The organism is Streptomyces nanshensis, from assembly GCF_001751255.1.
GTDB lineage: Bacteria > Actinomycetota > Actinomycetes > Streptomycetales > Streptomycetaceae > Streptomyces > Streptomyces nanshensis_A.
Map to the genome: position 1 here is coordinate 4,389 of NZ_LJGW01000325.1, position 22,212 is coordinate 26,600.

At 71.6% G+C, this 22,212-nt stretch carries 17 protein-coding genes; 6 read left to right on the plus strand and 11 right to left on the minus strand.

What is annotated here, in order from left to right; all coding sequences use genetic code 11:
* Window positions 1–1,175 (minus strand): helix-turn-helix domain-containing protein (locus tag AN218_RS19105; RefSeq protein WP_079132342.1); only part of this gene is annotated, 1,175 nt, incomplete at its 3' end.
* A gap of 402 nt (window positions 1,176–1,577) precedes the next feature.
* On the minus strand, window positions 1,578–2,078 hold the full coding sequence (locus AN218_RS19110; RefSeq protein ID WP_244900530.1) for a hypothetical protein: 501 nt from the start codon (window positions 2,076–2,078) through the stop codon (window positions 1,578–1,580).
* A 410-nt stretch (window positions 2,079–2,488) separates the two neighbouring features.
* Here AN218_RS19110 and AN218_RS19115 point away from each other — a divergent pair, with 410 nt between their 5' ends.
* Entirely contained in the window at window positions 2,489–3,010 is a 522-nt protein-coding gene (locus AN218_RS19115; RefSeq protein ID WP_070018101.1) for a universal stress protein, read from the plus strand.
* Between the two features lie 399 nt (window positions 3,011–3,409).
* Here the strand turns inward: AN218_RS19115 and glmS are convergent, their stop codons facing one another.
* On the minus strand, window positions 3,410–5,236 hold the full coding sequence (gene glmS, locus AN218_RS19120; RefSeq protein ID WP_070018103.1) for a glutamine--fructose-6-phosphate transaminase (isomerizing): 1,827 nt from the start codon (window positions 5,234–5,236) through the stop codon (window positions 3,410–3,412).
* 200 nt (window positions 5,237–5,436) lie between these two features.
* Complete coding sequence (locus tag AN218_RS19125; protein WP_070018104.1) at window positions 5,437–5,715, minus strand: hypothetical protein; 279 nt, start codon at window positions 5,713–5,715, stop codon at window positions 5,437–5,439.
* Between the two features lie 280 nt (window positions 5,716–5,995).
* Between AN218_RS19125 and AN218_RS19130 the strand changes: the two genes are divergently transcribed.
* Window positions 5,996–7,666 (plus strand): beta-N-acetylhexosaminidase, encoded by a 1,671-nt coding sequence (locus AN218_RS19130; RefSeq protein WP_070018106.1) that lies wholly within the window; start codon window positions 5,996–5,998, stop codon window positions 7,664–7,666.
* 181 nt (window positions 7,667–7,847) lie between these two features.
* Here the strand turns inward: AN218_RS19130 and AN218_RS19135 are convergent, their stop codons facing one another.
* From AN218_RS19135 to AN218_RS19150, 4 genes are read right to left on the minus strand one after another with little or no spacing between them, the layout of a single operon-like run.
* Window positions 7,848–9,011: an acyl-CoA dehydrogenase family protein gene (locus tag AN218_RS19135; RefSeq protein ID WP_070018125.1), complete on the minus strand. Its 1,164-nt coding sequence runs from the start codon at window positions 9,009–9,011 to the stop codon at window positions 7,848–7,850.
* Between the two features lie 5 nt (window positions 9,012–9,016).
* The gene (locus AN218_RS19140; RefSeq protein ID WP_070018108.1) at window positions 9,017–9,997 is read right to left on the minus strand and encodes a hydroxymethylglutaryl-CoA lyase; all 981 of its coding nucleotides are present in this window, start codon (window positions 9,995–9,997) and stop codon (window positions 9,017–9,019) included.
* Entirely contained in the window at window positions 9,994–12,243 is a 2,250-nt protein-coding gene (locus tag AN218_RS19145; RefSeq protein WP_079132337.1) for an ATP-binding protein, read from the minus strand. The genes AN218_RS19140 and AN218_RS19145 overlap by 4 nt, the downstream gene beginning before the upstream one ends.
* A gap of 32 nt (window positions 12,244–12,275) precedes the next feature.
* On the minus strand, window positions 12,276–13,889 hold the full coding sequence (locus AN218_RS19150; RefSeq protein ID WP_420855989.1) for a carboxyl transferase domain-containing protein: 1,614 nt from the start codon (window positions 13,887–13,889) through the stop codon (window positions 12,276–12,278).
* Between the two features lie 302 nt (window positions 13,890–14,191).
* Here AN218_RS19150 and AN218_RS19155 point away from each other — a divergent pair, with 302 nt between their 5' ends.
* From AN218_RS19155 to AN218_RS19165, 3 genes are all read left to right on the plus strand, one after another.
* Window positions 14,192–14,902, plus strand: a complete 711-nt coding sequence (locus tag AN218_RS19155; protein ID WP_079132338.1) for an SACE_7040 family transcriptional regulator — start codon at window positions 14,192–14,194, stop codon at window positions 14,900–14,902.
* 92 nt (window positions 14,903–14,994) lie between these two features.
* A complete protein-coding gene (locus AN218_RS19160; protein ID WP_070018109.1) occupies window positions 14,995–16,152 on the plus strand; it encodes an acyl-CoA dehydrogenase family protein in 1,158 nt (385 codons plus the stop codon).
* 139 nt (window positions 16,153–16,291) lie between these two features.
* Window positions 16,292–17,182, plus strand: a complete 891-nt coding sequence (locus AN218_RS19165; protein ID WP_070018111.1) for an acyl-CoA thioesterase — start codon at window positions 16,292–16,294, stop codon at window positions 17,180–17,182.
* A gap of 49 nt (window positions 17,183–17,231) precedes the next feature.
* On the opposite strand, the gene erm is transcribed toward AN218_RS19165, so the two are convergent.
* From erm to AN218_RS19175, 3 genes are all read right to left on the minus strand, one after another.
* A complete protein-coding gene (erm, locus tag AN218_RS19170) occupies window positions 17,232–18,206 on the minus strand; it encodes a 23S ribosomal RNA methyltransferase Erm (RefSeq protein ID WP_244900531.1) in 975 nt (324 codons plus the stop codon).
* A 257-nt stretch (window positions 18,207–18,463) separates the two neighbouring features.
* Window positions 18,464–18,592 carry a hypothetical protein gene (locus AN218_RS38790; RefSeq protein WP_258396076.1) on the minus strand — a complete coding sequence of 43 codons (129 nt, stop codon included), beginning with the start codon at window positions 18,590–18,592 and terminating at the stop codon, window positions 18,464–18,466.
* Window positions 18,593–19,274: 682 nt separating this feature from the next.
* On the minus strand, window positions 19,275–20,075 hold the full coding sequence (locus AN218_RS19175) for a phosphatase (protein ID WP_070018112.1): 801 nt from the start codon (window positions 20,073–20,075) through the stop codon (window positions 19,275–19,277).
* Window positions 20,076–20,270: 195 nt separating this feature from the next.
* Between AN218_RS19175 and speB the strand changes: the two genes are divergently transcribed.
* A complete protein-coding gene (gene speB, locus AN218_RS19180) occupies window positions 20,271–21,371 on the plus strand; it encodes an agmatinase (protein ID WP_079132339.1) in 1,101 nt (366 codons plus the stop codon).
* Window positions 21,372–22,212 lie beyond the last annotated feature (841 nt).

The following is a 22,212-nucleotide window of genomic DNA, read 5'->3' on the forward strand; positions in this document are numbered from 1 at the left end:
CCCGCGGGGCCGCCGGCCGGGCCGTTCGCCGAACCGCCGTGTGCTCCGGGGTCGTGCTGGGCTCCAGTGCGGCTGCCCGGCTCCGCGCCGTCCGCTCCCGCCTCGGCGCCCTCACCGCTGCCGTTCCCGTCAGGCCGCCGGATGCGGTACGCCGCACGGTAGGCCGCCGGGGACGAGCCGAGCTGCCGCCGGAAGTGGCCGCGCAGGGCCACGGGGGAGCGGAAGCCGCAGCGCCCCGCGACCTCGTCGACCGAGTAGTCGGAGGTCTCCAGGAGCCGCTGTGCTTGCAGCACGCGCTGCGTGATCAGCCACTGCAGCGGTGCGCTGCCCGTCAGGGAGCGGAAGCGCCGGTCGAAGGTCCGGCGGGACATGTACGCGCGCGCCGCCAGCGTCTCCACGTCGAACTGCTCGTGCAGATGCTCCAGCGCCCACGCGACGACCTCGGCCAGCGGGTCCGCGCCCATCTCCTCGGGTAAAGAGCGGTCCAGATGGCGTGGATGGCCGCCGGTCTCCGCGCCGCTGCCGCGGCGGGGCGGGACCACCAGGCGGCGGGCGAGGGCACCCGCCGCCTCCGTCCCGTGGTCGGTGCGTACGACGTGCAGGCACAGGTCGATCCCGGCGGCCGTGCCGGCGGAGGTGAGGATGTCCCCGTCGTCGACGAAGAGTTCGCGCGGATCGACGTGCACGGACGGGTAGCGCTTGGCGAGCGTCGGCGCGTACATCCAGTGCGTCGTCGCGGGACGTCCGTCCAGCAGTCCGGCCGCCGCGAGCACGAACGCTCCCGTGCAGAGCCCGACGAGACGTGCCCCTTCCTCGTGCGCCCTGCGCAGCGCGTCCAGGGCCGCGGCCGGGGGCGGCTGCGTGATCGACCGCCAGGCCGGCACCACGACCGTGCCCGCGCGGGAGAGTGCGTCGAGCCCGTAGGGAGCGCTCAGTTGGAGCCCGCCGGTCGTCCGCAGCGGCCCGTCCTCGCCCGCGCACACCAGAAGCCGATAGCGGGGGACCCCGGCGTCCTGGCGGTCGATGCCGAAGACGGAGAGCGGTATGGAGCTCTCGAAGATGGGACCACCGCTGAAGAGCAGCACCGACACGATCTCCCGGCGCCGCCGTGCGGCCAGCTTGCGGGTCGTCGCCGGGCCGTTCGTCGAGTCCTGATGGCTCTTTGGAACGCTCACCGGAAGTCAGCCCCCCTCAATCGTCGCGTCCTCTCGGTCCTGCACATCTCCCCCGCGGCGAAAGCCAAGATCGAATCTACTGTGTCGGACGATGCCGTTGGGACAAGTTCGACACTCGGCGCTATGTCGACAAGGCAACTTGGCGTGAAGCGTTCGATCACGAAGCGTTCCATCCGGTGACGCCGCTGGGAAGTGCGCATGCCGTCCCTGCCCCGCCGCCGTCGGAACCACACGTGACCGTCGGTCCTTTCCTCGCAGGTGGCGAGGGGTGACGAAGTTGTCGTCTCAACTGCCGTGACCTGTAGGAAATTTGGCCGAAAAACAGGGGGGACGCACGTGGGATTCGGACACCCCGTAAACGTACGCCCTCACGAACCGGCGTACGCCGGTGCATTCCGGCCGTCAGCGTTCGCCGGGGTGCCACCAGTGCCGCTCGCCGCGGTGCAGCCCGGTGCCCGTACGGCTGTGACGGCCACGGTGCGGGCCCGGTCCGCCGGCGCCCGCGCGGCCCGTGCCGTACCCCTGCCGCGGGGCGTACGCGATCTCCGACCGGCGCAGCAGCACACCGCTCACCGCCGTGACGACGCCGAACCCGACGCCCGCGCCCAGCGCCGTGATCCAGGGGACGCCGCAGGTCAGCAGCGCGAGCGGGACGAGCGCGCAACTGAACGCACCCCAGCGCAGTACCCCGGTGGCGGCGGCGGAGACATGCGCCGCCGTCTCGGCGTCGGAGTCCGGATCGCGGGTGGCGGCCCGTTCCTCCCGCAGGTCGAGGCTGCTCTCGCGGGGCTCTTCACGCGGGCCGGAGCGCGGCGCGGCGGACGGCAGACGCCGGCGGCCTCCGCCCTGGAGCCCGTTGCGGAACGCGAACCGGAGGGAGGAGAGAGAGGGGAGGGACGGCAAGGTGGGCAGTGTCGGCATGCTGTGACAACGCTGCGTCAAGCCCTCGCGTAACTCACCGTGCACATACGGGTGTTGCAGGTGACCGCCCGGTGCTCGCCGTGCCGCCGCCGGTGCCGCTCCCGGCGCGGTAAGGGGCGTCAGGGGGCGTTGCGTCATGCCGCTCGCTCGGGCATGCTCCGGGGTCAGCCTGTTACGGCCGGTGCCTCCCAGCGCCCCTGGGCAAGGGGGGAGTCTGGTCGTACCCTTACGGGTAAGAGGCTGAAGAGGGCCGCCCGGGGCGGATCTTTGGCCGGAACACTCCGGCGCACAGTACCCCCTTCGGCGCCCTCGTCGCCCCGAATTCCCCACACGGAAGCCCCAGTCAGCCCGCCGCTCCCTCCGCACAGAGGACTCCCTTCGCCGAGACACAGATGGCCGGACACGAGATCCCCGAACCAGCGGACCGCAAGCAGGTCGCCGATCCCAGTGCGACCGATGAGGCGGCGGAAGAGTCACGCCACTCGTGCGATCCGGCCTTCCAGCACGGCGTCGTGGTGGGCTTCGACGGGTCGATGTCCAGCGAGCGTGCTCTCGCCTACGCGATCGGGATGGCGTACAGGTCGGGTTCCGGCCTGATCATCGTCCACGTCGCCAACAGGCTGCCGACGACGGTGTGGGCGGGATGCGAGCCGCCCGTCTTCGTGGACGTCCCCGACCACCGCACCGAGGTCCTCGGACTCGAACTCGCCTGTGCCGAGCATCTCGCCGAGGTTCCCTGGATCCTCGTGGAGCGCGGCGGCGACATCTGCCACGAACTCGAAGAGGTGGGGCACGAGTACGAGGCCGACGCCATCGTCGTCGGCTCGACCCACGGTCTGGCGGGGCGCATCTTCGGCTCCGTGGCCGGGCGGCTGGCGCGGCGCGCGGAGCGCCCGGTCGTCGTGATCCCGTAGCCGCCCGGCGGGGCCCGAGTGCCCGACCGGGGCCCCTGGTACGCGAGTTGATGCGCGGGCCGCATTCCGTCCCGCACGGAATCTTCGCAACGTGACATGTGGATTGTGCGCTTGTGAGGGGCATATAGGGGGCACAGAACAGCGGTAAGGACATCAGACGAACAGCGTGCTGTCGCACGGGAGGTGACGGTCCCGTGGGGCGGCAGCCTGCCGGCGTTATGGGCGACGTCGGCAAGGGGAGGCGGAATCCCGCGTGGTTGGTGGCCCGCGCGGGATTCCGCCCGCCGCTGTACGGAGATGTGCGCCGGTTCGCCGGTGGCCGCCGGTCCCGGCTGACCGTCCGTCCGGCCGTCGTGCGGCCCGTACCGCCCCAGCCCCAGCCGTCCCGGCCCGTACCGCCTACTCGACCGTGACGGACTTCGCCAGGTTCCGCGGCTTGTCGATGTCCCGTCCGAGCGCCAACGCCGTGTGGTAGGCGAGCAGTTGAAGCGGAATGCCCATCAGCACCGGGTCCAGTTCGACCTCGTTGCGCGGCACGACGATCGTGTGGTCGGCCTTCTCCTGCTCCTGGTGCGCCACCGCGAGGATCTTGCCGCTGCGGGCCTTGATCTCCTCCAGCGTCGCGCGGTTCTTGTCCAGCAGTTCGTCGTCGGGAAGGATCGCGACCGTCGGCACGGCGGGCTCGATCAGCGCCAGCGGACCGTGCTTCAGCTCGGAGGCCGGGTAGGCCTCGGCGTGGATGTACGAGACCTCCTTCAGCTTCAACGACGCCTCACGCGCCACCGGATAGCCGCGCACCCGCCCCACGAACATCATGCTCTTGGCCCGCGCGTAGTCCTCCGCGAGCTTCTTGATGTCGTCCTCGGCGCGCATGATCTCGTCGATCTGCTCCGGCAGCCGCTTCAGACCCTCGATGATCCGCTTGCCGTCGGCCACCGAGAGGTCGCGGATACGGCCCAGGTGCAGTGCCAACAGGGCGAACGCGACAGCGGTGTTGGTGAAGCACTTGGTCGACACGACGCAGACCTCGGGGCCCGCGTGCACGTACACGCCGCCGTCCGTCTCGCGTGCGATCGCCGAACCGACGACGTTCACCACGCCCAGCACCCGGGCGCCCTTGCGCTTGAGCTCCTGCACGGCCGCGAGCGTGTCGTACGTCTCTCCGGACTGGCTGACCGCGATGTAGAGGGTGTCCGGGTCGACGACCGCGTTGCGGTAGCGGAACTCGCTGGCGGGCTCCGCGTCCGCGGGCACCCGCGCCAGCTCCTCGATCATCTGGGCGCCGATCATGCCCGCGTGGTACGCCGAGCCGCAGCCGAGGATCTTCACGCGGCGCATGCTGCGCGCCTCGCGGGCGTCCAGATTGAGGCCGCCGAGGTGGACGGTCGCGAAGCGCTCGTCGATGCGGCCGCGCAGCACGCGGTCGACGGCGTCGGCCTGTTCGGCGATCTCCTTGTGCATGTAGGTGTCGTGGCCGCCCATGTCGTAGGACTCGGCGGCCCATTCGACGGTCTCGGGCGAGGTCGAGGTGCGCGAGCCCTCGGTGGTGTAGGTGCGGTAGTCGTCGGCCTTGATCGTGGCCATCTCGCCGTCGTCGAGGGTGACGACCTGGCGGGTGTGGGAGACGAGCGCGGCGACGTCGGAGGCGACGAACATCTCGTGCTCGCCGATCCCCAGCACGACGGGGGAGCCGTTGCGGGCCACGACGATGCGGTCGGGGAAGTCGGAGTGCAGCACGGCGATCCCGTACGTGCCCTCGACCATCCGCAGCGCCTCCTGGACCTTGGCCTCCAGATGCTCGGCCTGCGCGCGGGAGATGAGGTGGGAGAGGACCTCGGTGTCGGTCTCGGAGACGAACGTGACGCCGTCGGCGGTCAGTTTGGCGCGCAGCTCCGCGGCGTTGTCGATGATGCCGTTGTGTACGACGGCCACCTTCTCGTCCGCGTCGAGGTGCGGATGGGCGTTGACGTCGTTGGGTGCGCCGTGGGTGGCCCAGCGGGTGTGGGCGATGCCGGTGGTGCCGGCGAAGCGCTCCGGTACGCGCTCCTCCAGGTCGCGTACGCGGCCCTTCGTCTTGGCGGTCCGCAGACCCGCGTTCTTGCCCGTGCCGCTGCCGTGGATCGCGATGCCGGCGGAGTCGTAGCCCCGGTACTCCAGCCGCTGAAGACCCTCCAGCAGGAGCGGGGCGACCTCGCGCTGGCCGATATATCCCACGATTCCGCACATAGTGGCTGCTGCCTCTCCTCGTTGGTTTCCGCTGTGCTTCGTTGGCCGGTGGTCCTCACCGCTGTCGGTGGCCGCCGCCGGGACGCCGGCGGGGCGGCCCGTCCGGTCGTCAGCCGTGCCCGGCCGTCGCCGCCGTCGTCGTCGCCACCGTCGCCGTGTGCCGTCCGCCTCCGGCTTCCGCGGGTCTCATCGTCCGCCGGTCATCCGTAGACGATGCGGCGCAGTTGCCGCAGGGACAGGTCCGGTGGTGCCACCGCGCGGTGCGGCAGCTCGGACGAGATGCGGGCGAAGATCTGCGGGTTGTGCTGCCCTCTGGCTTGCAGTTCGCGATGGCGGCGTCGTACGAACTCCTCGGTCGTCTCGTCGAAGTACGCCAGGACGTCCAGGACGATCCGGGCCGCCTCGCCGCGCTGGAGCGGGGTCGTGCGGACCAGATGGTCGATGAGGTCGTCGTGGACCGGCGTACGCACTTCGAGCACTCCTTGATATTGCGGGCTGGGGTCGGTGAACGCAAGAACGCTTGCCCGATATCGGGCAAGCGTGTCGTCTCGTGACATGGCGGTGCGTGACCTGTGGTGACGTAGCGCTGTCTTGGCAGGTCGGCGGCGCGGAGGAGCGCCGGGGCAAGTGGTCTACACCTTGACCCGGCGTGACGCGCGCGGTACAGGTGAGTCCGTTCGTCCGCTCCATGCACATGCCCCGGGCCGCGCCGGCGACGCCGCGCGTGCCCCCTGCACGACGTCCACGAAGGGACCGTCAGTGAGACGAATCCGGCCGCTGCTGCTGTGCGCCGCTCTCCTCGTCACCGTCCTCCCCGGGTCGGCCTCGGCCGCGTCCGCCTCGTCCGCCGCCTCCGGCGACGGCGCTCAGGGGAGTCAGGCGCGGAAGCCGACGCCGCTCGATCAGGTGGTGCCCGCACCGGAGTCCGTACGGAAGGGGGGCGGGCCGTTCAGCATCACCGAGCGGACCGTCATCCGCGTCACCGGCTCCTCCGGCGGGTCCGAGGCGTCGGGTGCGTCCGGTGCGTCCCGTGAGGTGCGCCGCGTCGGGGACCAACTGGCCGCGCTGCTGCGGCCGTCCACCGGCTACCGGCTGCCCGTCACCACGCGGCCCGGACGCGACGGCATCCAACTGCGCCTCGGCGGCGCCCGGTCGGGCACGTCCGGCCTGGGCGCGGAGGGTTACCGGCTGGCGGTCTCCCCGCGGGCGGCCGTGATCAGCGCGCCGACGGGCGCCGGTCTCTTCCACGGCGTACAGACGCTGCGTCAACTGCTGCCCCCGCAGGTCGAGTCGCGCACCGAGCAGCCGGGGCCGTGGCAGATCGCGGGCGGCACCGTCACCGACCGGCCGCGCTACGCCTACCGCAGCGCGATGCTCGACGTCTCGCGGCACTTCTTCGGCGTGGAGCAGGTCAAGCGCTACATCGACCAGCTCGCGATGTACAAGATCAACAAGCTGCATCTGCATCTCTCCGACGACCAGGGCTGGCGGATCGCCATCGACTCCTGGCCGCGGCTGGCCACGTACGGCGGCGGCAGCGAGGTCGGCGGCGGCCCCGGCGGGCACTACACCAAGGCCGACTACCGGGAGATCCTGCGGTACGCCGAGCAGCGGGCGATGACCGTCGTACCGGAGATCGACATGCCGGGGCACACCAACGCGGCCCTCGCCTCGTACGCGAAGCTCAACTGCGACGGGGTCGCGCCGCCCCGCTACACCGGGACCGAGGTCGGCTTCAGCTCGCTGTGCGTGCCGCTGGACGTGACGTACGACTTCGTGGACGACGTGGTGCGCGAACTGGCCGCCATGACGCCGGGGCGCTATCTGCACATCGGCGGCGACGAGGCCCACTCGACGAGCCACGAGGACTACGCGGCCTTCATGGAACGGGCGCAGAAGACCGTCGCCAAGTACGGCAAGACCGTGGTCGGTTGGCACCAGCTCACCGGGGCGAAGCCCGCCGAGGGCGCGGTCGCGCAGTACTGGGGGACGAGCGGCGCCGAGGACGAGCCCGAGGTGGTCGAAGCCGCGAAGAAGGGCACGCGGCTGATCCTCTCCCCGGCCAACCGCTCCTACCTCGACATGCAGTACGACAAGGACACCCCGCTCGGGCTGCACTGGGCGGGCTATGTGGAGGCGAAGCAGTCCTACGACTGGGAGCCCGGCTCGTACATCAAGGGCGCGCCGAAGGACGCCGTGCTCGGCGTGGAGGCGCCGCTGTGGTCGGAGACGCTGGAGAAGAGCGAGCACATCGAGTTCATGGCGTTCCCGAGGCTGCCGGGGATCGCGGAGCTGGGCTGGTCGCCCGCGTCGGCGCACGACTGGGACGGCTACCGCGAGCGGCTGGCCCGACAGGCGCCGCGCTGGGAGCAGTTGGGCATGAAGTACTGGCGCTCACCGCAGGTGCCGTGGCCGGGCGAGGACGGCTGAGGGGTTGAGGACTGACGGCTGACGGCTGACGGCTGACGGCTCGCGGGTGGCGGGTGGCGGGTGGCGGGTGGCGGCTGGGGGCGAGCGCCGGCCGCCGGTTCCGGCACCGGCTTGGGCAGGCACAGGCACCGCGGTGGCGGTGCCTGTGCCGGTGCGTCGGCCGGTCGTCGGCGTGCGGTGGTCAGCCGACGCCCAACTCCCTTGCCACCAGCATCCGCTGGACCTCGCTCGTGCCCTCGCCGATCTCCAGGATCTTGGAGTCCCGCCACATGCGGGCCACCGGATACTCGTTCATGAAGCCGTAGCCGCCGTGGATCTGCGTGGCCTCGCGGGCGTTGGTGACCGCGATCTCCGAGGAGTACAGCTTCGCCAGCGCCGCCTCCTTCTTGAACGGTTCGCCGTGCAGCAGCCGGGACGCCGCGTCGCGCCACGCGATCCGTGCCGTGTGCGCCCGCATCTCCATGTCGGCCAGCTTGAACTGGATGGCCTGGTTGCTGCCGATCGGCTTGCCGAACGCCTGCCGCGTGTTCGCATAGCTCACCGACTCGTCGACGCAGCCCTGCGCGAGCCCCGTCGCCAGGGCGGAGATCGCGATCCGGCCCTCGTCGAGGATGCGGAGGAACTGGGCGTAGCCGCGGCCCTCTTCGCCGAGCAGATTCGCCGCGGGCACTCGTACGTCCGAGAAGGACAGCTCGCGGGTGTCGGAGGCGTTCCAGCCGACCTTCGAGTACGGGGCGGCGACCGTGAAGCCGGGGGTGCCGGAGGGCACGATGATCGTCGAGATCCGCGGCGCCCCGTTGTCCTTGCGGCCCGTGACGGCGGTGACGGTGACCAGACCGGTGATGTCCGTACCGGAGTTGGTGATGAAGCACTTCGACCCGTTGATCACCCACTCCCCGGTCTTCTCGTCCCGCTCGGCCGTCGTACGGGTGCCGCCCGCGTCGGAGCCGCACTCGGGCTCGGTCAGACCGAAGGCGCCCAGCATCTCGCCCGAGCACAGCCGCGGCAGCCACTCGCGCTTCTGCTCCTCGGTGCCGAACCGGAAGACCGGCATGGCGCCCAGGGAGACACCGGCCTCCAGGGTGATGGCCACCGAGGAGTCCACGCGGGCCAGTTCCTCCAGGGCGAGGCACAGCGCCAGGTAGTCGCCGCCCATGCCGCCGTACTCCTCGGGGAACGGCAGCCCGAACAGGCCCATCTCGCCCATCTGCCGCACGATGTCGTACGGGAACTCGTGCCGCTCGTAGAACTCGCCGATCTTCGGGGCGACGACCTTCTGCGCGAACTCCTCGACGGTACGGCGGAGTTCCTCGTGCTCGGTGGAGAGGCGGTGGTCGAGAGACATCGTGGTCACTGCTCCTTGTGGGAGTTCGGGTGGGAGCCCGCACCGCTGTCGGCGCCGGTGAGCGCGCGTACGGTGCGCGAGGGGCTGGGGCGGCCCAGCCGGTCCGCCATCCAGGCGCTGGTGGCCGTCAGGCGGGCGAGATCGACCCCGGTCGCGATGCCCAGGCCCTGGAGCATCCAGACGAGGTCCTCGGTGGCGAGATTGCCGGTGGCGCTCTTGGCGTACGGGCAGCCGCCGAGGCCGCCCGCCGAGGCGTCGACCGTGGTCACGCCGTGCCGGAGCGCGGTGAGCGTGTTGGAGAGCGCCTGGCCGTAGGTGTCGTGGAAGTGCACGGCGATGCGCCCGACCGGCACGCCCGCGGCGGTCAACTCGCGCAGCAGCGCCTCGACATGGCCGGGCGTGGCGACGCCGATGGTGTCGCCGAGGCTCAGCTCGTCGCACCCCATCTCCAGCAGCGCGCGGCACACCCTGACCACCTGGGCGGGCGGTACGGCGCCCTCCCACGGGTCGCCGAAGCACATGGAGACATAGCCGCGCACCCACTGCTCCTCGGCCTTGGCGCGGGTGACCACCGGATCGAACATCGCCAGGGACTCGTCCAGGGAACGGTTGAGGTTGGCCCTCGCGAAGGACTCGGTGGCGCTCGCGAACACCGCGATGTGCCGGCAGTCGTGGGCCACGGCCCGCTCCAGGCCGCGGGCGTTGGGCACCAGCACCGGCAGCCGCAGATCCGCGGGGAGATCCGCGAGCAGCGGCATCAGCGCCTCGGCGTCGGCGAGTTGGGGCACCCACTTGGGGTGGACGAAGCTCGTCGCCTCGACGGTCTCCAGGCCCGCGCGGTACAGCCGGTGGATGAACTCGGACTTGACCTCGACGGGGACCGTCGACTGCTCGTTCTGCAGGCCGTCCCGCGGGCCGACCTCGTACACGCGCACCTCGGACGGCAGGCCGTCCGCGGCGAACCGCATCGGCAGGCCCTGCATCATGCCTCCGCCTCCTTCCGGCCGGCGGCACCGGCCTCGCGGGTCTCGCGGTGCCCGTCCGTCTCGCCGGTGCCCGGGGCCGCCGGGTCCGCGTCCTGCGCCTCGGAACGGGGCTCGGGGTGGGGTTCGACGACGGCGAGCACCTGGTCCATGGCGACGGTGCTGCCGGCCGTGACGTCCAGTTCGGTGACCGTGCCGTCGTAGGGAGCGGTGATGACGTGCTCCATCTTCATCGCCTCGACGACCAGCAGGCTCTGGCCCGCCGTGACCTTGTCCCCGGCGGCGGCCTTCACCACCGTGACGGTGCCGGGCATGGGCGCGGTCAGCGCGTCGGCGCCGTGCGCTCCCGCTCCGCCGCGCAGGGCCGCGGCCACCGGGTCGTGGTCCTGTATGTGCCAGCCGTCGCCGTCGCGGCCGAGCCAGTGGCCCGACTCGGAGGCGGCGCAGGCCAGTTGGAGGGTGACGTCGCCCCATTCGACGAGCAGCCCGTGCGCACCGGCGCCCTCGGCGATACGGGCCGTACGGACCTCGCCGTCGCCGACACGGACCTCCACCGCACCGGGCCCTCCGGGGTGCTGTGCGGATTCCCGGGCGGCGTCGAGCGCCCGTACGCGCACGGCCACCGGGTCGTGTCCCGGCGCCCGCAGATGGTGCACCGTCCAGGCCGGTTCGCCGCCGAGGCGCCAGCCGGAGGGCACCGAGAACGGGTCCGTCCAGCCGCTGCCGGCCCCGGACGGGGAGGGCGCGAACGGCGCTTCGAGCGCCGCGTGACGCAGCAGCGCCGCCGTCCCGTAGACCTCTTCGGGGATCTCACGCGGCACCAGCGACGCGGCGGCCCGCTCGACCAGCCCGGTGTCGAGGGCGCCCGCGGCCACGTCCGGATGTGCCAACAGCCGCCGCAGAAAACCGGTGTTGGTGTCCACGCCGAGCACCGTCGTCGCCGCGAGGGCGGCACGCAGCCTGCGCAGCGCGGTGGGACGGTCCGGGCCGTGGGCGATGACCTTGGCGAGCATCGGGTCGTACGTCGTGCCGACCTCGGTGCCGGGCAGCAGCCCCGAATCCGTCCGTACGCCGGGACCCTCCGCCTCGCGCAGCAGCAGCACCGTGCCCGCCGAGGGCAGGAAGTCGACCCTGCCGGCGTCCGGTTCGGCGCCCGCGCCCTCGCCCGGGGAGGCACGGTGGGCCAGCGCGGTCTCGGCGCAGATGCGCGCCTCGACGGCATGGCCGTTCAGTGCGATGCCGGACTGGCCGAAGGCGAGGGGCTCGCCCGCGGCGACCCGGAGCTGCCACTCGACGAGATCCACGCCCGTGATCAGCTCTGTGACGGGGTGCTCGACCTGGAGGCGGGTGTTCATCTCCATGAAGTAGTACGGACGCGGTGTGCCCTCTCCGCTCGCCCCGGACTCGCCGCCCGGCACGATGAACTCCACGGTGCCCGCGCCCCGGTAGCCGCACGAGCGGGCGGCCTCCACCGCGGCCTCGCCCATGGCCGCACGGGTCGCCTCGTCCAGCAGCGGACTCGGCGCCTCCTCGACGATCTTCTGGTGGCGCCGCTGAAGCGAGCACTCGCGCTCGCCCAGGTGCACGACGTTGCCGTGTCCGTCGGCGAGGACCTGGATCTCGATATGGCGGGGGGAGTCGATCCAGCGCTCGACCAGCAGTGTGTCGTCGCCGAAGGAGCCGAGGGCCTCCCGCCGGGCCGCCGCGATCTCGTCGCCGAGGGCGGCCTCCTCCCGTACCAGCCGCATGCCCTTGCCGCCGCCGCCCGCGGACGGCTTCAGCAGGACGGGCATGCCGATCTCCCGTGCGGCGGCGGCCAGTTCGGCGTCGTCGAGCCCGGACCCGGATGAGCCCGGCACCACGGGGACGCCCGCCGCCCGTACCGTCTCCTTGGCGCGGATCTTGTCGCCCATCAGGTCGATCGCCGCCGCGGGCGGACCGATGAACGTCAGCCCCGCCTGTGAACACGCCTGTGCGAAGGGCGCGTTCTCCGCGAGGAAGCCATAGCCGGGGTGTACCGCCTGGGCCCCGCTGCGCGCGGCGGCCTCCAGCAGCCGTTCCGCCGACAGATAGCTGGACGCGGCCTGCGCGGGCCCGATGCGTACGGCCGTGTCGGCCTCCCGCACATGACGGGCCCCCGCGTCGGCGTCGCTGTAGACGGCCACCGACGTGATGCCGAGCTGCCGCAGGGTGCGGATCACGCGGACGGCGATCTCGCCGCGGTTGGCCACCAGCACGGTGTCGAACATGGTCACAGTCCCCATCGTCACGATGCAGCCCCTCACATTCGGAAGACGCCGAAGGCGGGCTCGCCGGAATCCTTCGCCGGGAGCGGGGCGTTGGCGCACGCGGTCAGCGCGAGACCCAGCACCGTCCGCGTGTCCAGCGGGTCGATCACCCCGTCGTCCCAGAGCCTGGCCGTCGCGTAGTAGGCGTTGCCCTGCTCCTCGTACTGCGCACGCACCGGGGCGCGGAACTCCGCCTCCTCCTCGGCGCTCCACTCCTCGCCGCGGGCCTCCAACTGGTCGCGCTTGACGGTCGCCAGGACCGCCGCGGCCTGCTCGCCGCCCATCACCGAGATCTTGGCGTTGGGCCACATCCACAGGAAGCGGGGGCTGTAGGCGCGGCCGCACATCGAGTAGTTCCCCGCGCCGTACGAACCGCCTATGACGACCGTCAGCTTCGGCACCCTCGTACAGGCCACGGCCGTCACCATCTTCGCGCCGTGCTTGGCGATGCCGCCCGCCTCGTAGTCGCGGCCGACCATGAAGCCCGAGATGTTCTGGAGGAAGAGCAGGGGGATGCCGCGCTGGTCGCACAGCTCGATGAAGTGCGCGCCCTTCTGGGCCGATTCGGAGAAGAGGATGCCGTTGTTGGCGACGATGCCGACCGGATGGCCGTGGATCCGGGCGAAGCCGGTGATCAGCGTCGTGCCGAACTCGGCCTTGAACTCCTGGAAGCGTGAACCGTCCACCACGCGCGCGATCACCTCGCGTACGTCGTAGGGCGTGCGCGAGTCGACCGGCACCGCGCCGTAGAGCCCCGACGGGTCGACCGCGGGCGGCTCCGCCGCGCGCACCGGCCACGGCAGCGGACGGCGGTCCGGCAGGGTGCTCGCGATGTGGCGGACGATGCGCAGCGCATGGGCGTCGTCCTCCGCGAGATGGTCCGTGACACCGGAGACGCGGCTGTGCACCTCGCCGCCGCCCAGCTCCTCGGCCGTGACGACCTCGCCGGTGGCGGCCTTCACCAGCGGCGGGCCGCCCAGGAAGATCGTGCCCTGGCTCCGTACGATCACGGCCTCGTCGCTCATGGCCGGCACATACGCACCGCCCGCCGTGCACGAGCCCAGCACCGCCGCGATCTGCGGGATGCCCGCGCCGGACATCCGCGCCTGGTTGTAGAAGATCCGCCCGAAGTGCTCCCGGTCGGGGAAGACGTCGTCCTGCATCGGCAGGAACGCGCCGCCGGAGTCGACGAGATAGACGCACGGGAGCCTGTTCTCCAGGGCGATCTCCTGGGCGCGCAGATGCTTCTTCACCGTCATCGGGTAATACGTGCCGCCCTTGACCGTGGCGTCGTTGGCGACGACGACCACCTCGCGGCCGGAGACCCGGCCGATGCCCGCGATCACGCCCGCCGCCGGCGCCGCACCCCCGTACATCCCCTCCGCCGCGAGCGGTGCGATCTCCAGGAACGGCGAGCCAGGATCGAGCAGGGCGTCCACGCGGTCGCGCGGGAGCAGTTTGCCCCGCTGCGTGTGGCGCGCACGGGCGCGCTCGCCCCCGCCGAGCCGTGCCGCTGCCAGCTTCTCCCGTAGCTGCGCGGCCAGTTCGCGGTGCGCCGCCTCGTTCGTACGGCAGGACTCCGACGACAGGTCGATGCTGCTGCCCAGCGCCGGAGCCGCTCCTTCCGCGGCCTCCGCGGATCCGGGGAACAGCCCCGCTCCCGGGACGGCAGCCCGTCCCGGTGCCCACTGCGGCTGGTCGTGCCTCACCTCGCGCCCCCTCGCTCGATCGCCTGTCCGCCGGCCCTCGCCGCGGACCTCCGCCTGCGGCCACCGGCAGCCTCGCCGCGGCGGTCTCCGGAGGCTTTCCCTGCGGGATCCGCGGCGACGTCCTGAACAGCCCGGTTAACGGCCATTAACCACTGTCCGACAGGTTAACGCTCGCTAACCCTCCTGTCTAGAATGGATCCATGAGCACGCAGACGGGGTCCGCCCCCACCCGCCGCGAGCAGATCCTGCGGGAGGCTGCCCGTCTCTTCGCCGAGCGCGGCTTCCACGGTGTCGGCGTCGACGAGATAGGAGCCGCCGTCGGCATCAGCGGCCCCGGTCTCTACCGGCACTTCGCCGGGAAGGACGCGATGCTCGCCGAGCTTCTCGTCGGCATCAGCGAGCGGCTGCACGAGGGCGGCCGGATGCGGCTGCGGGAGTCGGCCGCCGCCGGGCTCTCCCCGGAGGCAGCGCTCGACGCGCTGATCGCCGGGCATATCGACTTCGCCCTCGACGACCGTGCGTTGATCACGCTCCACGACCGCGAGCTGGACAGGCTGCGCGAGAGCGACCGCAAGCAGGTCCGCAAGCTCCAGCGGCAGTACGTCGAGCTGTGGGTGGACGCCGTACGGGCCATATATCCCCAGCTCACGTCGCTGGAGGCACGGGTCGCGGTGCACACCGTCTTCGGGCTGCTCAACTCCACGCCGCATCTGAGCGGTTCGTCCGCGCTGCCGGACCGCGAGACGACCGCGGGGCTGCTGCACCGCCTCGCGCGGGGCGCCCTCGCGGCGGCGCCGGGCAGCGCGGAAAGCAGTACGGAAAGCAGTACGGAAAGCGGTCACGGCGGCGGCCGTTCGGGCGCCGGATCCGTGGGTACTACCGCCGGTACGAGCTCTGGACAGCGCGACTGACCCGTGGGTAGCTTATTGACTGAGCAAGCGCTTAGCCAAGCCCGGCGCCGGGAACCGCGGCGCGACACCGCCGCAGACGAGGAGGCGTGCCAGTGCGACGCACGGTTTTCGACGAGGACCACGAGGCGTTCCGCCAGACGATCCGGGACTTCATCCGGTCCGAGGCCGTACCCCACTACCCCGAGTGGGCCGAACAGGGCTACGTGCCGCGGGAGTTCTACAAGAAACTCGGCGAGCTGGGCGTCTTCGGCATCGAGGTCCCGGAGGAGTACGGCGGCGCGGGCGAGAAGAGCTTCAAGTTCAACGCGGTGATCACCGAGGAGTGCGCACGCGCCGGTGTCAGCTTCGGCGGTTCCAGCGTGCACACGGCGCTCTGCCTGCCGTACATACTCAAGTACGGCAACGAGGAGCAGAAGCGCCGCTGGCTGCCCTCCTTCGTCTCCGGCGACATGATGACGGCGATCGCCATGACCGAGCCCGGTACCGGCTCCGACCTCGCAGGCATGAAGACCACCGCACGTCTCTCCGAGGACGGCACGCACTACGTCCTCAACGGCGCCAAGACCTTCATCACCGGCGGCGTCCAGGCCGACCGGGTGCTGGTGTGCTGCCGTACGTCGCCGCCCGACCCGGAGGACCGGCGCGGCGGCATCTCCATCCTCGTCGTCGACGCCAAGAGCGAGGGCTACGCGGTCGGCAGGAAGCTGGAGAAGCTCGGGCTGCGCGCCTCTGACACCGCCGAACTCTCCTTCACCGACGTCAAGGTGCCCGTCGAGGACATGCTCGGCGAACCCGGCAAGGCCTTCACGTACTTGACGCACAATCTGCCGCAGGAGCGGCTGGGCATCGCGATCGGCGCGTACGCCATGTCGGACGCCGCCGTGCGTTTCGCGCACGAGTACGTGAACGAGCGCACGGTCTTCGGCCGTGAGGTCGCCTCGTTCCAGAACACCAAGTTCGTCCTCGCGGACTGCAAGGCGGACGTCGACGCGATGCAGGCCGTGTGCGACCGTGCCCTGGAGGCGCTGGACGCCGACGATCTGACGCCGGCGGACGCGGCCTCGGCGAAGCTGTTCACCACCGAGCTGGCGGCCCGCGTCATCGACAAGTGCCTCCAGTTGCACGGCGGTTACGGCTACATGCTGGAGTACCCGATCGCCGGGCTGTACGCCGACACCCGCGTCTCGCGGATCTACGGCGGCACGAGCGAGGTCATGCGCTCGATCGTGGCCAAGTCGATGGGGCTGTGAGCGAGTTGGGCCCCGACGGGCCGGGTCCCCGCGAGCGCGTACGGCGGGACGGCGGCGGCGATGTGATCCGGAACGCTTTCTTCCGGAGTGTGATCTGCGCCGTGACCTCCGGTGCCGCACCGCGGGCACAATCGCCGGCATGAGCAACGCACTGACGTCCCTGGTCGACCTGCTCGATCTGGAGCGGGTCGAACAGGACATCTACCGTGGGGACAGCCGCGCGGCCGTCGTCCCCCGGGTCTTCGGCGGACAGGTGGCCGCGCAGGCGCTGGTGGCTGCCTGCCGTACGGTGCCCGAAGGGCGCCTTCCGCACTCGCTGCACGCGTACTTCCTGCGCCCCGGCGACCCCGGAGCACCGATCGTCTACACGGTCGACCGGATCCGCGACGGACGGTCCTTCACCACCCGCCGCGTCGTCGCCGTCCAGCACGGGCAGCCGATCTTCCACCTCTCGACCTCCTGCCAGACCTTCGAGGAGGGGCTCGAACACCAGGTGCCCATGCCGGAGGCGCCCGATCCCGGAACGCTGCCGACGGCCGAGGACATGATGCCCCGGTACGCGGAGCTCTTCCGCGATCCGGAGATGCCGCGGCGGCTGATGAAGGCACGCGAGGCCGTCGATCTGCGGTATGTGCGCGAGCCGCCGTTCGCCAGCGCGGGGCAGCCGCGTGAGCCGCGCTCGCAGGTCTGGTTCCGTACGAACGGCAAGCTGGACGGGCCACTTGACGATCCGGTGATGCATGTCTGCCTCGCCACGTACGTCTCCGACATGACGCTGCTCGACTCCGTGCTGCTGGCGCACGGGCGGGGCGGCTGGGCGGTCGGGGACGTGGTGGGCGCGAGCCTGGACCACGCGCTCTGGTTCCACCGGCCGTTCCGTGCGGACGAGTGGCTGCTCTACGACCAGAACAGCCCGACCGCGCAGGGCGGTCGGGGTCTGGGCCACGGGCAGATCTTCACCCGGGACGGGCGGCTGGTGATGTCGGTGATCCAGGAGGGCATTGTGCGGGTGCCGCGCGGACAGCGCTGAGCGCCGCCGCGCTGCCTCTCCCTTCAAGGGCCGTGCGCCGCGGGGGTGTTCACTCCGCGGCCAGCTCCCCGAACAGCACGAGCCACTGCTCCGGGCTCACCAGCCCGACGGGCGCGGAGGTGTCGGCGCCCGCGCGTGCGAAGGCCGTACGGACGCGGGCCGCGCGGTAGCGGCGGGACAGTGTCGCGGCGAGGGAGCCGCCGACGCCGGTGAAGCCGAGGGCGACGAAGTCGCGGTAGGCGGGCATCAGTCGGGGCGGCAGCAGGGGAGGGGCGCGCCGTTCGATGCGCAGCACCGCGGAGTCGCTGCGCGGCACCGGTGTGAAAGACCGGCGGTCCACGCGCCCGATGCGGCGCCATGTGAACTCCGGCCAGGTGGAGACGGTCAGCAGCGGCCAACGCCGTGCCGCAGGCCGCTGCGTACCCGGGCGGTGCCCCCAGTCGCTGCCGGCCTTCGCCGCGTACTCGAACTGCGTGAGCAGCGTCGCCGAGGTCAACTGCGGCGCGGCGAGAGACCAGCGGACGATGTCGGTCGTACGGGAGTAGGGGATGTTCCCGACGACGGCGAACGGCTCGTGCGGCGGGTGCGCGCGGAGGAAGTCGCCCCGTACGAGGCGCAGTCCGGGCCGGTCGCCCAGGCGGCGGGCGAGCAGTGCGGCGAGGCGCGGATCGATCTCGTACGCGATGACACGGCGCCCGCCGGTGGCCAGCCGGCGGGTCAACGCGCCCTGTCCCGCGCCCGGTTCGACGACCAGGGCGTCGGGGGCGAGCGTTGCGGCGCGGACGATGCGGCGCACGGCGGCGTCGTCGTGGAGGAAGTTCTGAGAGAGCGTCTTGCGGCGGCGTGCCACGGTGAGTCCTCGGGTGTGCGAGGACAGGCACGGCGGCGCGCGGGCGTGCGAGAGGCGTACGGCGATCATGCGTCCGCCCCCGCGGCTGCCCGTGTCGGTGACGCGGGCGACGCGGGTGATGCGGGCGGCGGGAGCCGGGCGCCGTACGGCAGTTGCGCGGCAGTCATGCGGCACACGTCATGCGGCACCGGTCGTCGGTACCAGCCATGCGGCAGCAGAGTCGTACGGCACGGGTCGCCGGGCCTGTCCGGTCGAATGGGACACCGGCGGCCCTGGGCACACGCGAGGACGTGCGGCGGAGGCGGCAGCCGTACGGGACGGATCACCGGGCAGGCGTGAACACCGGCGGACGGGCGTAAGCACCGGCGGACAGGCCGGAGTTGCGGACGCCGGCCGGGAGCCGGAGAAGCCGTCGGCGGAAGAGGTGCGCCTCAGACGTCCTGGAGGGCCAGGGCCTTGCCCCGACCGCGCGGGCGGACGACGAGCTGGGGCGAATCCCAGCCGGTGCCCCGCGCGTCGGCGCGCACACCGTTGATGATCGCCTGGATGGTCACGGACATGGGCGGGACGCTAGGCGGCGCGACGGGGGTGCGGCAATCGGTTTTCAGTGCCGCATCGCTCAAGCGCACCAGGGGACTTGAAGAGGACGCGGTGGCCACCGCGAAGCCCCGCGGGTGCGGGGAGCACCCCTTCGGCTTCACCTTCGCCAAGGGGATCCCGGGACCATCCCCGCAGCCGCGGGGAGCACCGCAGGGACTGGGTGATGCCCTGTTTGGAGCTGGGACCATCCCCGCAGGCGCGGGGAGCACTACTACGGTTTTGTGCTGGGTGACCCGGAGGCGGGACCACCCCCGCGGACGCGGGGAGCACCACGTCCCATCTCGGCAGTACACAGAGGTCGCGGGACCACCCCCGCGGACGCGGGGAGCACGGCGGAAGGTTCGGGTCGGTGTAGTAGATGTCGGGACCACCCCCGCGGACGCGGGGAGCACGCTCGGCGACCTGCGGCTTTACCCAGCAACGTCCCCGCTCTTACCCACTTCTGCAGATTCGGACATAGCCCCCGTTTCCCTGAACCCTCGCGTCTCTCCGCCCGCAACAGCCCCCGAAACAACCGCACTTCACACCCGAAGCAACAGGACGTAGAGACAGCCGATCCGGAACCGCGAAGCTCACGGCGGTGTCACCACCACGACGGTTTTCCCGCCACCCACCACCGCTACCACCGTGGCTGCCCCTGCCTCACTCCGTACCCGGCTGTGCCGCCCCCAGGAGATAGGCCGTGAGGGGCTCGTAGAAGCGCGGATCGGTGACGTGGTCGTCCAGCGGGACCGTCACCGCGAGGGTGTTCTCGGACTCGCCGAGGAAGAGTGCCGGGTCGTTGCAGTCCGCGAACCCCACGGTGTGGATGCCCTGTTGGCCCGCGTAGCCGGCCCAGCCGTGGTCGGCGACGACGAGGTCCGGCGGGGCCTGGCCCGCACGCCGCAGTTGGTCCAGCACGGAGGCCATCGGCGCGGAAGAGTGGGTGTGCCACAGGGACGCGCCCCGTTCGAGCGCCGCCACGCCGCCGAACTGCACCACCACGCCCTCGTCCGTGTACGTGCCCAGCGGTACGCGGACGATGTCGCAGCCCGCCTCGTGCAGCGTCAGCGCCAGCGCCCCGTGCATGTCGAGCAGCGCGCCCGGATGCCCCGTCGCGAAGAGCACCCGGCGGCGTCCCTCCGCCGCCTTGCGCAGCTCGGCCGCGGCACGGTCGAGGGCGCCGACGGTCAGCTCCGGGTCGATGGTGTCCTGGCCGGTGCGGTGGTCCGGGTCGTCGACGACGCCGCAGCGTTCGGCCATGACCGCCAGCACGTCCTGCTCGTCCTCCCAGCGGTCGCCGAGTTCGAGCCCGAGCCAGTAGTGGCGGTCCCCGTTGGCGAGCTTCCGGTAGTGGGAGAGGTTGTTCTCGCGGGGCGTGGCCACGTCACCGGCGATACGGGTGCGTACGAGATGCTCGACCAGTTCGGGTCTGGACGGCGCGGGGGACGCGAATATGGGCATGCGGCCATTGTCACCCCTCGGGCCACGGCCCCGTCAGCGGCATCCGCGAGCGGCATCCCGTGAGTGCGGGCCGCACGGCGCGCGGCGGCAGCGCCCGACCGAAGGGCACACCTGTACGCGGCGGACAAGTCGGCGGCGCCGCCTGCCGGTTCCGTCCAACGAAGGCCGCCGTCCGCGCCGTCTACCCTCGCGCCCATGACGACAGGCGACCAGCACGGACAGTCCGAGCAGACCGCGAGCGAGCCCGTACACCGGCAGGGGCGGGAGCCCGTCGGGCCGGTGGACAGCTCGCGCGTACCGCGCTTCGCGGGCCCCGCGACGTTCGCGCGGCTGCCCCGTATCGAGGAGATCGAGGGGGCCGGCGGCGCCGCGGACGTCGCGGTCGTGGGCGTCCCGTTCGACACCGGTGTCTCCTACCGTCCCGGCGCGCGCTTCGGCGGCAACGCGATCCGTGAGGCGTCGCGGCTGCTGCGTCCGTACAACCCGGCGCAGGAGGCCGCGCCCTTCGCGCTCGCGCAGGTTGCCGACGCGGGCGACATCGCGGCCAATCCGTTCGACATCGGCGAGGCGGTGGAGACGGTGGAGGAGGCGGCCGACGGGCTGCTCGGCCGCGGCGCGCGGCTGATGACGCTCGGCGGCGACCACACCATCGCCCTGCCGCTGCTGCGTTCCGTCGTACGCCGGCACGGTCCGGTCGCGCTGCTGCACTTCGACGCCCATCTGGACACCTGGGACACCTACTTCGGCGCCGCGTACACGCACGGCACCCCGTTCCGGCGGGCGTTCGAGGAGGGACTGCTGGACACCTCCGCCGTCTCGCACGTCGGCACGCGCGGCCCGCTCTACGGACGCCGGGACCTGGACGAGGACGAGCGGATGGGCTTCGGCATCGTCACCGCCGCCGACGTGATGCGCCGCGGTGTGGACGAGGTGACGGACCAGCTACGGCAGCGCGTGGGCGGGCGACCCCTCTACATCTCGGTGGACATCGACGTCCTGGACCCGGCGCACGCGCCGGGCACCGGCACACCCGAGGCGGGCGGCCTGACCTCGCGCGAACTGCTGGAGATCATCCGGGGGCTCGCGGACTGCCGGCTGGTCTCGGCGGACCTGGTGGAGGTGGCACCGGCCTACGACCACGCGGAGATCACGTCGGTGGCCGCCTCGCACACCGCGTACGAGCTGACGACGGTGATGGCACGGCAGATCGCCGACAGCCGGGAGGACGACAGCCGGGACGCCGAGACCCGGGAGGGTCGGGAGGGGCGGGAGGGCGAAGTCGGCGCCACGGGCTGACAGTTGGCGTGCCGTCCATGCCCCGTTGTGCCCGTGCGCTGGGCGGAACCGGTCGCCCGGCGGTTCGAGAGACGCACAACGGGGCTGTTTTCCAGCCGTATTGGGGACGGTGTGTATGCGCTTGCTCGCACACCGTGCCCACGAGGGAGATTCCGGACGGACGGAACATGGCTGGTGGAAGCGGTGCGTGTGATCGTACTCACAGACGGTAAGCGGTAACTGTCCGAACGTGGTTTAATGCGGAACGTTACTCAATCTGGTCGGTGGATGTGCATCTGGTGAAAGTTCCCGACAGACTTCCCAGTGCGGTCCCGCGGGATGGGGACGACACATGACGAGCGACAGCGCTGGCCCTGTGGGGGGTGCCACTTGCTGTACGCATTCCATGGACGTCCCCGCCGGGGCGGCCGGAGGGCCTCCGCTCTTCCGGTCGCCCCGGTGCTTCATCTTCCGCTCCGCTTCCCGCCGTTGACCCGTCACGGATCCTCCCGCTCGGTCCCTTTCTCCTCCGCGCCCTTTCTTCCTCCTTCTCCTCCTTCTCCTCCTTCTTCCTCCGTGTTCCGTCGTCCGCCTCACCGCGGCGTACGCCTCCCGTCCTTGCGACCTAGTCCCGAAGTCGGGACTTCGTTGCCGATTGTTGCGGCGGGATGAAATCCCCGGTCCGGGACGTTGGAGCCTTCGGCAGCGCAGCGGGACGGAGAGCGAGGACACGGGTGACGACGGGTACGGGGACCGGCACACAGACTCCCGGCGGACGGCCGGACGGATCCGGCGGCACGGGCACGGGTACGTCCGCGGAGCCGGACGCACAGGACGCACCGGGCGCACGACGCGAGCCGGG